Below are 13,608 nucleotides of genomic sequence, written 5' to 3'. Positions count from 1 at the left end.
GGGTCCAGGCACGACCGTCAGTGGTCCTGAATGGCGATGCAACTCGGTCGATATTCCATGGTGCGGGCGCGAATGCGCAAATGTCGTGACGATGGCGGCCTGCGAGTAAGACCAGCTCGAAACCGCGATGCCGGCGGCAGTTCTGCTCGCCGATGCGCGTCCGTCGGCTGCCACGACGAGTTGGGCCGTGACGGAGCCGCCCTCGCGGGTCGAAACGCGGGCATGTTTATCGCCGAGATCAAGGTTCGTTACGCCGTCGCTGACCAGGCGCGTCAGACGCGTGCCGGCTGCGGCGTCCAGCGCCGAAGTCAAAACAGCGTTGGGAACGTTGTAGCCGAAGGCTTCGAGGCCGATTTCGGACGCCTCGAAAAGTACTTCCGGGGCTCTGAGCAGAGATCCCGTGGCATCGACGAGGCGAATCGCGGACAGTGGCTCGGAAGCGGCTTCAATATTCTCCCAAATTCCGAGTCGCTTAAGCAGATTTACAGAGCCGTTGAGCAGTGCCGCGGTTCGGCCGTCCTTATTGTCGGCCAGCGGACCAATGACCGCCGTTTGAAGATCCGAGGCGGCACAGCAAAGTCCTGCGAGAAGTCCTGCAGGACCTGCGCCGACAACCACGACCTCGAATTCACTTTGCTCGTTCAAAAACCAGCCCTCGCAGTGTGTGTTCATAGAAGCACGGAAATGATCGAAAGGACCATCTGTTGCGCCACCGCCACGCCCTTTCGGCCGGACTGTCACGCACCTGTAAAAAATCACGGATAGCAAGCCAGTAAGTTGCCGTGTTCGGAGGTCGTGAAAAGCCTCTCTCGGTATCCCGGCGCCCCAGGGGATGTGTGCGCCGTAAGAGTGGTTGGGGTTAAGTAAAAAAGAGGGGCACCGATGAATTCGGTATTCAAATTGTCTAGTAGCCGGTTGGCGTTAGTAGCGGCATTCGGGCTCGTTACCGCTGGATTTACACCAGCTGCGGCGGCCGATCTGGGCGGCGATTGCTGCGCAGATCTCGAAGAGCGCATTGCAGAACTCGAGGCGACGACGGCCCGCAAGGGCAACCGCAAGGTTTCGCTGAATATCTCGGGCTGGGTGAACGAAAGCGTGTTCTTCTGGGATGACGGCACCGAGCGCAATGCCTACGTCGGCACGAACTCGCTCGAGCAGAGCCGCTTCCGGTTCACGGGTGATGCCAAGATCGCGAATGGCTGGTCGGCCGGCTACACGCTTGAAATAGGCGTTCAGGGCGCCGCATCGAACAAATTTGACCAGATCAACGTAGATGGTACGTCGCCCAACTCGCTGATCGTTCGCAAGAGCAACTGGTATTTGAAGAGCAGCACGTACGGTAAGGTGACGGTAGGTCTCGAGGGCACGGCCACGTACCACTTGCTCGACGATGCCGATGCGACCAACACGCGCAATTACTCGGATGCACAGGCCGCGGCGGTTGCTCAGGGTTCGTTCTTCCTGCGCAGCAACGGCAATGGCGTTGGTGGCGCAGGGTTCGGCACGGGACTTCGTTGGAGCGACATTCTCCGTGGTGTCGACAACGGGACGCCCGGACAAAACGGCCGTCGGAACATCGTTCGCTACGATTCTCCCGAAATTGCCGGCTTCGTCGTCACGGCGTCGTGGGGCGAGGACGACACGGGCGGCGTCGCCCTGACCTACAAAAACGTCTTCGGTGACTTCAAGGTCCTAGGCAAAGTTGGATACGAGCAAAGCTCGGATGAAGGTTCAACGAAGTGCTCGTCGATTCCTGACCAGGATTGCCAGTGGTGGGGTGCGGCCGGTACCATCATGCATGTACCGACGGGACTCTATGTTTATGGCGGCTTCGGCCAGAACCATGACAGCACCGAAGAGGATTTCAACCCGCTGGCCGATGCAAACGACAAGATGTGGTTCATCCAGGGCGGTATCGAGCAACGATTTATACCGCTTGGAACGACGACCATCTTCGCCGACTATCGTCATGATGATGCAGGATCAAATCTTGGCGCGAATCCCACCGGCCTCGGCGGTGACTTCGTCAAAGACAGCGACCTGAATTTCATCGGCGCCGGCGTCGTTCAGAACATCGAGGCCGCGGCGATGGACCTCTATGTCATCTACCGCCATGCCGAAGGCGACGTGAATGCCGCCAGTGGCACCAAGATCGGGCTCGACGACTTCAGCATGGTCATGACCGGCGCGCGCATTCAGTTCTGATTGCTCGCCAATCCTGCGAAAATACTCGTCGTCGAAAAAGTCTGGGGTCGCCTTCTGGCGGCCCTTTTTCTTTTTGCGGGGCAAAGGAGACGACCGATTTACAATCAGAAACAATTGCTTGAATTTCTGTGTCGCGTCAGCCACATGGCCCTGGTACAACAGATGGCCTGGAAAAGCGGGCGATCAGATTAAGCTTAGGAAAATAGCATTGAACTTCCGGCATCTACCGCGCATCACTAGGTCATGTGCGTGCTTTCGAGGCATCGCGGGGTAGACGTGAGACGACTTAGTTTGGCGATGGGCGTATTGGCGGCGATGGTCGTCGCTGCGAGCACTGCGACCGCGCTCGAAGAGCAGCGCGGGGCGATGCCGGCTGCGGCAACGCCTGACGCGCCTAAGGCACAGGCCCAGGAGCAGGGTGCCGCTAAAAATGACGGTGGCACGGAAATCCGCATTCCGGGACTCGGCAAGCTCGGCACATTGCCGAAAATGGACTTCGGTCTCGAGCTGCTTTACGGCGCGGACGATCCCAAGCCGTCCGAAGCCACCGAGCCGCAGGACGACCGTCAGCAGGATCTAATGATCCACGGGTCTGTGAAGCATCGTTTCTAACCGAGGCCGCCGCGCCGTCGCAGCGCGGCGTCATTTGGCGAATTTCCCGAAAAACGCTGACGCGTATTTTTGCTCCTGCCATTACTGATGCCAAACCTTCGGTTTGGCTCGATCATCCATTGATCTATGCTGCAATTTTCGTTGAATAATGAGCCCCTTGGCACTGAGCCAGGGGCGAATCCGGCCACCAAGAAATAGGGCAGCAGTTTACTCGGTCTTAAACCGATCCGGCTACAACGACGGTTCCTCCCGCGCACATTACTCTTCGGAGGGCGTCGCTAGTGCTGCGTTCCACCATATCGGATAGGCGAAATGGGTCGCGCTTCAAGCAGGCGCTGGTGTTGCTTGCTTGCCTGACGTCGACGGCCTATTTCGTCTACCACGCGCGGTATGGCCGGCATGGCCTCGAGGTGCGCAACAAGCTGATCGAGCGCGCAGCACTTCTCGATTTCGAAATCAGGGGTCTCGAGACTGTGCGGGCAAAGCTAAGGCGCGATGTCGCGTTGCTGTCGCCCGAGGTTCCCAATTCAGATCTCGTCGAAGAAATTGCCCGCGACGTACTGGGCTACGCCCGAAGCGACGACAAGATCATTGCCGTGCAGTGAAGGCTGACGTCCGGCCACACGATCGCCACAGCAACACCATCTCCGTGCGTCTTTTACGCAATCTTCTTGCGATGCTCCCTGTCACTGATTACATGCCGCCGAATAAACTTGGTTTGCGTATCCGAGGAGCCTGCCGACATGTCTGATGCACACAGGGAAGAATTGCTCCTCGAACTCGATATCCCGGACGGGGTGCCGGAGGCGGAACAGGCGGTCGAACTCATTCGGGCGTGGGTCGCGGACGGCGCGCTCGTCGTAACGCTGAATGGTGAAGCGTTCGGCGATGAGTTGCAGGATTGGGGCCGGTTGCTGGCGGAGATCGGCCGCCATATTGCGCGCGCCTCGTCCTTCACCGGAGACAAGACGGAGATTGAGTCCCTCGCGGATATTCGCAAGAGCTTCGACGCTACGATTTCCGCCACTGACGCGATGGTTTCCGGAAAAGTCCCCGGCCGCGTTACTCACTAGACCCGGCCAGGCCAGTCGGGCGGCCAGCGCTTAGGAATTCCAAGCTTCGTCGATAGGCCGGAGCCCACCGGACATTGACTGTTGTAGTCCGGCATCAACCGGGCCCTGTCCACAATTTACACAACGTCCATCCTTCTTCGCGGGGGATGAGCGCGTGTCCGCGGCTTGCTACATCGAACGCTGCGTCGCTAATCAGGTCGGTATGTGTGCGCGTAGAGTTGTGTGCTGGCAGCTCTCGGGGGTATTTCCATGACTTTAGGCGCTGGAATCAAATTGGGCTCGATCGTCCTTGCGGCGGGGCTCGCATGCGGATGTGCGAATTCCGGATTCGATCTTTCAACCGGGTCGGTCGCGGCGGACAAGAGCACGACCGCTCTGAAGACTGATCCGGTGTGTGTTTCGCTCGCAAATCAAATCACTACGATCAAGGGCGACGGGACGATCGAGCGGCTTGAAAAGGCTGCAGCCGGAAAGACCGCGAAGGTCCAAGTCAAGCGCGAGGCTTTGCAAAAGCAGGCCGAGCTCAACAAAGCCAACGCCGATTTCCAGACCCGCTGCGGACCGACAATTCCGAAACAAGTAGCCACGCAAGCAACACCGGCTGCATCGGCAGCTTCGGTGCAGGCCGCGAATGCAGCGGCCAAAGCCGACTGAACCGGTTACTGTTTGTCGGGCTTCGGCGCGCTGACCTTTCGGCGTGCGCACGGTTGTTTGACCGGATCGTGATGTCAGCAAAGCGTGCTGATCTGGCTTCCATGCTGCATCATTGCCACAGGAACGCCATTAGGGGTTGCGAAGGCAATATCGCTATGATCTGAGAAACGGAGCGATTTTCTTCGTCGTTCGGCGATATTTCAAGCTAGTGGGACTTTGGAATGCGGGGCTGTTTTGCCGTCCTCTCGGCGGTCGTTCTCTCGGTTTCGATGCAAGGTTGCGGTGGCGCGACAGGCGGCAACGGCGACCCCGGCGCCAGGGCACTTCCGGCAGGCGAATCGTGCCAGTCGATTCGCGGTGAGCTCAATCGTCTCGATTCGAGGGGCGTACCGGCTCAGGTCGAGCGCGCCAGCAGCGGCGGCAAGCTGTCGTCATCTCAGCGCGCCGACGTTGACAAGTACAATGACCTGCTCAATCAGTATCTCGGCGCCCGTTGTCACGTATGAGGCGTTACGCCGGCCGTTGCCGGTAACGATCGTGTCTACCTACGCTGTGCGTGTGATTAGAACACTTTCGGAGCGCATCCATGAGCGATCAAACCCGCGATCTCATCGTCTTTGCGATTATCGGCATCATAGCCGGCTTTCTCGCGTCACTCGTCGTCGGCGGCGACGGGCTGATCCGTTATCTCGTGACAGGCATCATCGGCGCCTTTGTCGGCGGCTACTTGTTCAAAGCACTCGGGATCAATCTCGGCATCGGCAGTCCGCTGATCTCGCAGATCGTGACAGCCGCGATCGGCGCCATCGTGGTCGTCGTGTTAGCGAGACTCATTGCCTGATTTCGCTGCACCCGAGAGTCTTTCCTATTTTTTTGCAAAAAAAGGCAGCGGTGGCGGTCGGCCGTCGCCGCAATGGGCCTGGAATTCGACCCGGCGATGACATTGCCTGTCGTCGTATGCGGGCAACGGAGAGTTTTGTGGCGCTAGTGCGCGTTTAGGGTCGGGGTCATGCCATCATTTTCAACCGAGCGGCACGTCCCGTTTACGGCCGCACAGATGTTCGCGCTCGTCGCGGATATCGAGCGCTACCCCGAATTTCTTCCGCTCTGTACCGGCCTCGTGGTGATGTCGCGGCGCCCGCGTGACGATGGCGAAGAACTCACCGCTCGCATGAGCGTCGGCTACAAGGCGATCGCTGAAAGTTTCACCACGCGCATCGTGACGAATCGGGCCGAGAAGCGCATCGAAGTCAGCTATCTCGACGGTCCATTCAAGCACCTCCACAACCGGTGGAGCTTCCACGATGACGGGGCCGGTTCGGCCGTCGATTTTTTCATCGACTACGAGTTTCGATCGAAGCTGCTCGCAGCCGTTGTCGGCACCGTGTTCGACCAGGCCTTCCGGCGGTTCGCGAGCGCATTTGAAGAACGCGCGGCGCAGGTCTACGGCGTGCCGCAAGCGTCGGCCTGATCGAGATCAGGAATCTGAAGACCGACAGCGGCAAGATCAGCGGATCATTTTTTCGGAGTTGTGTGCGAGCGCCAGACCCTTGACCGTGTTGAGCCCCTTGACGCCGCCGAACTTGGCACCCGCGAAGTCGGCACCGGTCACGTCGGCGTCGGTCAGATCGGCGTCCGTGAGATCGGCTCCCGTCAAATCGGCGTCGGTCAAATCGGCCCCGGAAAGATCCGCGCCGCGTAAAATGACGTTCCGCATCACGGCGCCTTTGAGTTCGGCGAAGCTCATTTGGGCGCGAGTCATGTCGGCGCGCGTCAGCGTCGCATGAGAGAGATTGGCGCTCGTAAAATCGGTGCGCCAGATGTGCTCGATGAATCCGGATTTGCTGGTAGGGGCGCAAATTGAATCCGTCAGATCGGCGCCGGAAAAGTCGGAACCCGCGAAGGTGCCAAAAAATCTAGCGCCTTTGAGCGACGCTGCCTTGAAGCTCGGCGCCTCACGCAGGATCGGATTCAACGTCGAGAACGGCGAAGGGCGCATCATGCTTGCGCTGTCGAGATTGGCGCCGTCGAGACGCGCGCCGACGAGCGTGACACGGTCTAGTATGGCTCCTGAAAGGTTCGTGCTGGAGAGGTCGGCCCCCGAAAGATCGGCTCCGAAGAAATCGGTTTTACTAAGGCTGGCTTTCTTGAAATCCAAATTGGATAAGTCGAGCCGCCTCAAGTTCTTGCCGTCGAGAGCCGGGTGCGATCCCGGCGCGGTCTGGAAGAGTAGCCTGGAGATGTCGCGGGCTGAAAATTCCGCCGCTTGGGCCGATACTGCAAAAGCAATGCTCGTGAGCACTGCGCAAATCCGTAGGCTTGCCGTCAACCGCGTCACGGGTCGCACATCAGCCGTCATCCGGCAGCCTCCTCAAGCAGTTTCAGACCAGCACGAACGCTTGCGAGGCGAACCTCGTTTCGACCTATATCGCCGAATGCGCAGCGTTGCACGTGCGTTGGCGCATCACGGGCCGCGCAACCGATGAAAACCAGCCCTACCGGCTTGCCAGGGCTTCCGCCGCCGGGTCCGGCTATTCCGGTGATGGACAGGGCGATATCGGCCGCGGCCGTCGCGAGCGCACCCTCGGCCATTGCTTGCGCGGTCTCGGCGCTGACGGCGCCATATCGCTCGATCAGCGGAGCATCGACGCCGATCATGCCGGTTTTGGCCGCATCAGCGTAGGTGACGAAACCATAGTCGAATACGTCGGAAGACCCCGCAATCGATGTGATCGCGGCGGCGACAAGGCCGCCGGTGCAGCTTTCCGCAGTCGTGACCTTGCGAGATTTCGCACGCAGGGCGTCGATCAGCCGGCTGGCGCTCTCAAGAATGTCAGGAGGGAACACTCGAGACCTCGCAATCGTCCCCGAAACGAATTTCGGAGAGTGCTTCGTTTGAAGCACTCTCCGGCAAGGCTATCTAGAGAGAGGAGAATGTGCAAACGGCCTCGTTGCTTAGGCCGCGGCTAGGACTTCGGCATGTGACAGCAGGCTATCGAGTACAGATCGACTGTCGGAACCCATGGCTCCGACCGTCCGCTGTTGCGCATCCTGCCATATCGGGTAGGCATCCTTCAGCACGGCCTGACCTTTGGGCGTCAGGTGAAGGCCGCGGCCCCGCCTACCGGCGGGCGGATCCATGATGATATGGCCAAGCGCGAGCAGGCGCTTGAGGTTGCGCGAAAGCGTCGACTTCTCGATGTCGAGGCCGTGTCCGATCTCGACTGCCGTGATCGCGTCACGCGAGGCAAGCTGAGCGAGCAAGGTATACTGGCTCGCCGTGATGCCGAGTGGGCGCAAGGCATCATCGTAGACGCGCGTGACGATACGCGAGAGCTGACGCACACGGGTCGCGAGGCACATCTCGGACGTCATTTCGGCGATGGTGCTGATTGCTGCATCGACGGGTTTGCGATCGAGATTGTGAGGCATGATATTCATATCGGCTCCCGTATGAGCGCTCTTGGGTGGTTCGTGGCAATACAACCACGCACTCATTTGATGCCGCGATTCTGTCAGCAGGGTCAACGAGAAAGCGGTTGCAAAGATGCATCTGTGATAGCGAGCCGAATGAACGGCGGCTGATGCAACTTATGGCTTTGCCGCGGTGTGTTCGGCGCGTGCTGCCTCAAAGACTTCATGCGCTGCGCCGGCATTGAGTGCTGCAATTCCAAGACCGACGATGATATCCGGCCAGCGCGACGCCGTGGCGGCCGTCAGCAATCCGGCCACGACGATCGCGACGTTGGCGATCACATCGTTGCGGGCGGAAAGAAATGCCGCGCGCGTGAGGCTGCCGCCTGTCGTGCGAAATGGCGCCAACATTCGCGCGCAGGCGAAATTGACGACGAATGCTCCAAGCCCAGTGACCGACAGGGGGACCGCGTCAGGCACGAGCCCGGTGGTGACGTTGTGCCATGCCGTCCACAGCGTCGCGAGCGCCGGAACGAGGATGATGGCAGCGAGCAGCATCCCGAGCTTGGCGCGGCGGGCTGCCGAGAAGCCCAATCCGGCAAGGATCAAAAGGTTGACGGCACCGTCTTCGAGAAAGTCGACGCTGTCGGCAAAGAGCGCCACCGATCCAATAGCGAGGGCGACGGCGAATTCAATGCCGAAGTACGAAAGGTTGAGCGCGGCGACCGTGCGAACCGTCGATCTCAGGGCTTCATTTTTCCTGGGGTCGGGCAATTTCAACTCGGCAGAATTCTCGCTCAATTGCCGCCTCGTGGCAGGAACACGGTCGCCGATGCCATCGCCGCAATGCCTTCGCGCCGGCCCACGAATCCCATGGTCTCCATCGTCGTCGCCTTGATGCCGACCCGGTCGGGCGCGAGCCCCAGCACGTCGCCGATCAGGGCTTGCATGGCAGCGCGATGCGGCCCGATGCGTGGCGCCTCGGCAAGCACCGTTATATCGACATTGCCGATGCGGCCGCCGAGCGCCGTGACGCGCCGGGCTGCATCCTCGAGGAAAAGCCGCGAGGCCGCGCCCTTCCACTTGGGGTCGGAAGGCGGGAAGTGCTGGCCGATGTCGCCGTCGCCGATTGTGCCCAACAGGGCATCTGTCAGTGCATGCAGCACGACATCCGCATCGGAGTGGCCTTCAAGGCCGTGCGTGTGACCGATGCTGATGCCGCCGAGCCAGATATGATCGCCGGCCGTGAAGCGGTGGACGTCGAACCCCGTTCCGACGCGCGGTTCGAAATCACGCTCCGAGCGTCCGGAAAGTTTCCGGTGGGCCTCGGCGATGTCGGCAGCCGTCGTCAGCTTGACGTTATCGGCTGTGCCCTCGATGAGCTTCACCGGGATTCCCGCCCACTCCGCGATTGCCGCGTCGTCGGTAAAATCATCTCGATCTGCCTCGGCGGCACGACGGTGGGCGTCAAGGATGACATCGAAGTGAAATCCTTGCGGTGTCTGGGCGTACCAGAGGGAGGTTCGGTCAAGAGTGCCGCCGATGGTTCCATCCGGATTGGCGCGTTTCAGGGTGTCCGCGACCGGCAGGGCCGCGATGACGGCGGGGGATGTGATCAGTGCTTCGATGGCGCGTTCGATCGTTTCGGGTCCGACGAACGGGCGGGCGGCGTCATGGATCAGAACGGCATCCGGCTTCAAGGCACTCAAGGCCTGGAGGCCGGCGTAAACAGAAGCCTGTCGCGTCGCGCCGCCGATGACGGCCGGCCAGACCGTCGCCGCCCCGACCGGCACGCTTTCGCGGTAGAACTCGGCGTCGTCACGATGAATGACCACCTGAATATCACTGATGGCGGAGTTGCCTGCGAACGCCCGAAGGGTATGCCAAAGCACCGGCGCGCCACCGATCAGCGCATATTGCTTCGGGCCGACACCCGAAACGGCTGCCCGCGTTCCCCGGCCGGCAGCGACAATCAAAGCGGCAATGCGCAAAGCGTGGATCTCCAGCGAAATTGACCAGGGCCGAGCGATACGCGGGCCGTGGCAAATGGGCAATTCGCAAACGTCCGGCGGCCCCTTGCGAAATTGAAGCTTGGCGGCTAGTCTGCTTAAAGACGCGGCAGCTAAGAATTGTGATTAAACACTAGGCAGAACGGGTGAGGCGCGTAGGGCGGGATGCTAAAAAGCGTTGTTAATGGTCCGCCGCCGGTGGTGCTGGCTCCCATGTCGGGCGTCAGCGATCTGCCTTTCCGCAGGCTCGCACACCGGCTTGGTGCGACCCTCGTCGTTTCCGAGATGGTCGCTGGCGAAGAACTCGTCAAATCGCGCGCCGATGTGCTGCGCCGGGCCGAAGGTCGCGACCTGACCCCGTTCGTCATCCAACTCGCCGGCCGCGAAGAGAAATGGATGGCGGAAGGGGCCCGCATCGCCGAAGCCAAGGGCGCCGACATCATCGACATCAACATGGGTTGCCCGGCAAGGGAAGTGACGGGCAAGCTTTCGGGCTCGGCGTTGATGCGCAATCTCGACCACGCGCAGGCCTTGATCCGTTCCGTCGTAAGTGCCGTCAGCATACCCGTGACGCTGAAGATGCGGCTCGGCTGGGACGACCAAACACGAAACGCGGCCGAGTTGGCGCGCCGCGCCGAAGCCGAGGGCGTGCAGCTCATTACCGTCCACGGCCGTACGCGCTGCCAGTTCTTCAAAGGTACAGCCGACTGGAGCGGCGTTCGCCCGGTCGTCGAAGCGACGTCGCTGCCCGTTCTCGTCAATGGCGACATACTCTCGATTGCGGATGCGCAAAACGCCATCGCGGCGTCCGGGGCTCGCGGCGTCATGGTCGGCCGCGGCGCTTACGGCGCGCCTTGGATGCCGGGCCGGATCGCGACGTTTCTTTCAACCGGCCGCGATCCCGGAGATCCGAGCCTAGACGTCCAGCGTGATACGGCCATCGAGCACGTCGACGCGATGCTCATCCACTACGGCCGCGAACTCGGTCTCAAGAACGCGCGCAAACATGTCGGCTGGTATCTCGCCTCGAGCGGAGCCGCGGAAGCGACAGTCAAAACCTGGCGGGCGATACTCTGTACGAGCCTCGAACCGCAACGCGTTCTTACCGGCCTCGAAGAATTCTATTCATCTGCGGAGCCCTTGGCGGCATGAGCAGCAAGGCAACATCGCCGCGAATGGCCGAGATCGCGCATCAGCCTGCGCGGTCTGCCGCCGGCATCGTCGACTATGAAAGTCTCCTGAGCGCGCTGCCGCATCCAATCCTCGTCATTGCCGACGATCAGACGATCGTATTCGCAAATGCCGCCGCCGAGTCATTCTACTCGATGAGTGCACCGGCGCTTAGACGCAGTCACATTGCAGACATCGTCGCGTTCGGCTGCCCGTTGCTGGCGTTTGTCGAACAAGTGCAGGCCACGGGCTCGACGATCAACGAGTACGGCATCGAGATCGCAACACCGCGCTTCTCCGGCTCGAAGCTCGTCGATGTCTACGGCGGACCGATGCCGGAAGAGCCGCGCAACATGTTCCTGATGCTGCAGCAACGCAGCATGGCGCAGATGATCGAGCGGCAGCTGACGCATCGGGCGGCGGCGCGTTCGGTCTCGGGCATGGCGGGCGTGCTGGCGCACGAGATCAAGAATCCGCTTTCCGGCATTCGCGGTGCAGCCCAGCTTCTCGAGCCGGGGCTCTCGGATGAGGACCGGGCACTGACGCAGCTCATCTGTTCGGAAACCGACCGCATCCGCGATCTCGTCGATCGGATGGAAGTGTTTGGCGACGAGCGGCCGCTCGCCAAGGAAGCGGTCAACATTCACGACGTTCTGAACCACGTGCGCCGGATTGCCGAGCACGGGTTCGGCCGCGATCTTCGCTACGTCGAAGATTATGACCCGTCGCTGCCGCATGTTCTCGGCAATCGCGATAAGCTCGTTCAGGTCTTCCTCAATCTTCTGAAGAACGCCGCCGAAGCCATCGGCGATAAGAACGACAACGGCCGCATCGTGCTGCAGACGGCGTTCCGTCCGGGCGTGCGGTTGTCACTGCCGGGTTCCGATACGCGCGTCAGCCTGCCATTGATGATTCAGATCGAGGACAACGGCTCCGGCATCGCCGAGCACTTGAAGCCACATCTCTTCGATCCGTTCGTGACGACGAAGGCGTCGGGCAGTGGGCTCGGGCTGGCGCTCGTCGCGAAGATCATCGCCGATCACGGCGGCATCATCGAATGTGAAAGTGAACCCAAGCGCACCGTGTTTCGAGTGTTGCTTCCGATGCAGCGCGCACGACCCGCCGCAATAGCGAGCACCTAGAGGGACGATATGGCCAGAGGTACCGTTCTCATTGCCGACGACGACACTGCCATCCGGACAGTGCTCAACCAGGCCCTGGCGCGGGCCGGTTTCGCACCGCGCGCGACCGGCAATGCGGCGACGCTCTGGCGCTGGGTCAGTCAAGGCGAAGGCGACGTCGTCATTACCGATGTCGTCATGCCGGACGAAAACGCATTCGATCTCATTCCCCGCATTAAGAAGCTCAGGCCAGATCTGCCGATCATCGTGATGAGCGCGCAGAACACGCTGATGACGGCGCTGACGGCGGCCGAGAAGGGCGCGTTCGAATATCTGCCGAAGCCCTTTGATCTAAGCGAGGTCGTCGCGGTGGTTTCGCGGGCTCTCTCGGAGCCCGTACGCAAACGCCAGCCCACGGCGAGCGACCGGGAAACCGACGAACTGCCGCTGATCGGCCGGTCGTTGCCGATGCAGGATATCTATCGTGTGCTGGCGCGTCTGACGCAAAGCGATCTGACCGTCATGATCAATGGCGAGAGCGGCACCGGCAAGGAACTCGTGGCACGCGTGCTGCATGATTACGGCAAGCGCCGGCACGGAACGTTCGTCGCGATCAACATGGCGGCAATCCCGCGCGAGTTGATCGAGAGCGAGCTTTTCGGCCACGAGAAGGGCGCGTTCACCGGTGCCCAGACGCGCACACCAGGCCGCTTCGAACAGGCCGAAGGCGGAACCTTGTTTCTCGACGAGATCGGAGACATGCCGCTTGAAGCGCAGACGCGGCTGTTACGCGTGTTGCAGCAGGGCGAGTACACGACGGTGGGCGGGCGCACGCCGATCAAGACGAATGTACGCATCATCGCGGCGACGCATCGCGATCTCAAATCGCAGATTCAGCAGGGCCTGTTCCGCGAGGATCTCTTCTACCGGTTGAACGTCGTGCCGATCCGGCTTCCGCCGCTACGCGAACGGCTGGAGGACGTCGGCGATCTGGTGCGTCACTTTTTGCGCCAGGCGTCGCGTGAGGGGCTTGGTCAGAAGTCGATCGAGAGCGCCGCAATCGAACGGCTGAAGGCGCACCCCTGGCCAGGCAACGTGCGCGAACTCGAAAACGTCGTCCGCAGACTTGTGGCGCTCTATCCGCAGGACACCCTGACAGCGCAGATCGTCGAACAGGAACTCGCCGGCTCTGCCGTCTCATCGCCAGTTGCCGGATCGAACGAGGGCGCCGATTTGGGCGAGGCCGTCGAACGCTATCTGACGCGATATTTTTCGTCGTTCGGCAACGAACTGCCGCCCGTGGGGCTTTATGACCGCGTCATCCGCGATGTCGAAAAGCCGTTGCTAAGT

At 60.9% G+C, this 13,608-nt stretch carries 17 protein-coding genes; 11 read left to right on the top strand and 6 right to left on the bottom strand.

Annotated features, from left to right (window positions below):
* A partial coding sequence (locus VN623_RS03220; RefSeq protein WP_325568063.1) for an FAD-dependent monooxygenase occupies window positions 1–645 on the bottom strand: 645 nt, incomplete at its 3' end.
* A 237-nt stretch (window positions 646–882) separates the two neighbouring features.
* On the opposite strand from VN623_RS03220, the gene VN623_RS03215 reads away from it, so the two are divergent.
* The 8 genes from VN623_RS03215 (at window position 883) to VN623_RS03180 (ending at window position 6,015) form a co-directional block, all read left to right on the top strand.
* A complete protein-coding gene (locus tag VN623_RS03215) occupies window positions 883–2,205 on the top strand; it encodes a porin (protein WP_325568061.1) in 1,323 nt (440 codons plus the stop codon).
* 276 nt (window positions 2,206–2,481) lie between these two features.
* Window positions 2,482–2,817, top strand: a complete 336-nt coding sequence (locus VN623_RS03210; RefSeq protein WP_325568059.1) for a hypothetical protein — start codon at window positions 2,482–2,484, stop codon at window positions 2,815–2,817.
* 281 nt (window positions 2,818–3,098) lie between these two features.
* Entirely contained in the window at window positions 3,099–3,422 is a 324-nt protein-coding gene (locus VN623_RS03205; RefSeq protein ID WP_325568057.1) for an FtsB family cell division protein, read from the top strand.
* Window positions 3,423–3,560: 138 nt separating this feature from the next.
* Window positions 3,561–3,890: a DUF5076 domain-containing protein gene (locus VN623_RS03200; RefSeq protein ID WP_325568055.1), complete on the top strand. Its 330-nt coding sequence runs from the start codon at window positions 3,561–3,563 to the stop codon at window positions 3,888–3,890.
* A gap of 249 nt (window positions 3,891–4,139) precedes the next feature.
* Window positions 4,140–4,544 (top strand): hypothetical protein, encoded by a 405-nt coding sequence (locus VN623_RS03195; RefSeq protein WP_325568053.1) that lies wholly within the window; start codon window positions 4,140–4,142, stop codon window positions 4,542–4,544.
* A gap of 221 nt (window positions 4,545–4,765) precedes the next feature.
* A complete protein-coding gene (locus tag VN623_RS03190; RefSeq protein ID WP_325568051.1) occupies window positions 4,766–5,050 on the top strand; it encodes a hypothetical protein in 285 nt (94 codons plus the stop codon).
* Window positions 5,051–5,130: 80 nt separating this feature from the next.
* Window positions 5,131–5,385, top strand: coding sequence for a GlsB/YeaQ/YmgE family stress response membrane protein (locus VN623_RS03185; protein ID WP_325568049.1), 255 nt, complete (start codon window positions 5,131–5,133; stop codon window positions 5,383–5,385).
* A gap of 168 nt (window positions 5,386–5,553) precedes the next feature.
* On the top strand, window positions 5,554–6,015 hold the full coding sequence (locus VN623_RS03180; RefSeq protein WP_325568047.1) for a type II toxin-antitoxin system RatA family toxin: 462 nt from the start codon (window positions 5,554–5,556) through the stop codon (window positions 6,013–6,015).
* Between the two features lie 36 nt (window positions 6,016–6,051).
* Here VN623_RS03180 and VN623_RS03175 read toward each other — a convergent pair whose 3' ends face one another.
* From VN623_RS03175 to VN623_RS03155, 5 genes are all read right to left on the bottom strand, one after another.
* A complete protein-coding gene (locus VN623_RS03175) occupies window positions 6,052–6,903 on the bottom strand; it encodes a pentapeptide repeat-containing protein (protein ID WP_325568045.1) in 852 nt (283 codons plus the stop codon).
* On the bottom strand, window positions 6,900–7,391 hold the full coding sequence (locus VN623_RS03170; RefSeq protein WP_325568043.1) for a nicotinamide-nucleotide amidohydrolase family protein: 492 nt from the start codon (window positions 7,389–7,391) through the stop codon (window positions 6,900–6,902). Before VN623_RS03170 ends, VN623_RS03175 begins: the two co-directional genes overlap by 4 nt.
* A 108-nt stretch (window positions 7,392–7,499) precedes the next feature.
* Window positions 7,500–7,985 (bottom strand): MarR family winged helix-turn-helix transcriptional regulator, encoded by a 486-nt coding sequence (locus VN623_RS03165; protein ID WP_325568041.1) that lies wholly within the window; start codon window positions 7,983–7,985, stop codon window positions 7,500–7,502.
* Window positions 7,986–8,135: 150 nt separating this feature from the next.
* Window positions 8,136–8,759 (bottom strand): cation transporter, encoded by a 624-nt coding sequence (locus VN623_RS03160; RefSeq protein WP_325568040.1) that lies wholly within the window; start codon window positions 8,757–8,759, stop codon window positions 8,136–8,138.
* On the bottom strand, window positions 8,756–9,949 hold the full coding sequence (locus VN623_RS03155; RefSeq protein ID WP_325568039.1) for a bifunctional 2-C-methyl-D-erythritol 4-phosphate cytidylyltransferase/2-C-methyl-D-erythritol 2,4-cyclodiphosphate synthase: 1,194 nt from the start codon (window positions 9,947–9,949) through the stop codon (window positions 8,756–8,758). The genes VN623_RS03160 and VN623_RS03155 overlap by 4 nt, the downstream gene beginning before the upstream one ends.
* Window positions 9,950–10,132: 183 nt before the next feature.
* Here VN623_RS03155 and dusB point away from each other — a divergent pair, with 183 nt between their 5' ends.
* The 3 genes from dusB to ntrC form a co-directional block, all read left to right on the top strand.
* Complete coding sequence (gene dusB / locus VN623_RS03150) at window positions 10,133–11,119, top strand: tRNA dihydrouridine synthase DusB (protein ID WP_325568037.1); 987 nt, start codon at window positions 10,133–10,135, stop codon at window positions 11,117–11,119.
* Window positions 11,116–12,279: a two-component system sensor histidine kinase NtrB gene (locus VN623_RS03145; RefSeq protein ID WP_325568034.1), complete on the top strand. Its 1,164-nt coding sequence runs from the start codon at window positions 11,116–11,118 to the stop codon at window positions 12,277–12,279. Before dusB ends, VN623_RS03145 begins: the two co-directional genes overlap by 4 nt.
* A gap of 9 nt (window positions 12,280–12,288) precedes the next feature.
* Window positions 12,289–13,608, top strand: a 1,320-nt coding sequence (gene ntrC / locus VN623_RS03140; RefSeq protein WP_325568032.1) for a nitrogen regulation protein NR(I), incomplete at its 3' end; no start/stop codon positions are given.

The organism is Hyphomicrobium sp., assembly GCF_035572195.1.
Taxonomy (GTDB): Bacteria; Pseudomonadota; Alphaproteobacteria; order Rhizobiales; family Hyphomicrobiaceae; genus Hyphomicrobium_B.
Note: the sequence above shows the minus strand (reverse complement) of the source record. Positions and strands in the feature narration are given on the sequence as shown.

Coding starts and splice junctions, on each gene's coding strand:
- VN623_RS03215 (WP_325568061.1), top strand. CDS start 883: ATGAATTCGGTATTCAAATTGTCTAGTAGCCGGTTGGCGTTAGTAGCG.
- VN623_RS03200 (WP_325568055.1), top strand. CDS start 3,561: ATGTCTGATGCACACAGGGAAGAATTGCTCCTCGAACTCGATATCCCG.
- VN623_RS03195 (WP_325568053.1), top strand. CDS start 4,140: ATGACTTTAGGCGCTGGAATCAAATTGGGCTCGATCGTCCTTGCGGCG.
- VN623_RS03190 (WP_325568051.1), top strand. CDS start 4,766: ATGCGGGGCTGTTTTGCCGTCCTCTCGGCGGTCGTTCTCTCGGTTTCG.
- VN623_RS03185 (WP_325568049.1), top strand. CDS start 5,131: ATGAGCGATCAAACCCGCGATCTCATCGTCTTTGCGATTATCGGCATC.
- VN623_RS03180 (WP_325568047.1), top strand. CDS start 5,554: ATGCCATCATTTTCAACCGAGCGGCACGTCCCGTTTACGGCCGCACAG.
- VN623_RS03175 (WP_325568045.1), bottom strand. CDS start 6,903: ATGACGGCTGATGTGCGACCCGTGACGCGGTTGACGGCAAGCCTACGG.
- VN623_RS03165 (WP_325568041.1), bottom strand. CDS start 7,985: ATGAATATCATGCCTCACAATCTCGATCGCAAACCCGTCGATGCAGCA.
- dusB (WP_325568037.1), top strand. CDS start 10,133: ATGCTAAAAAGCGTTGTTAATGGTCCGCCGCCGGTGGTGCTGGCTCCC.
- VN623_RS03145 (WP_325568034.1), top strand. CDS start 11,116: ATGAGCAGCAAGGCAACATCGCCGCGAATGGCCGAGATCGCGCATCAG.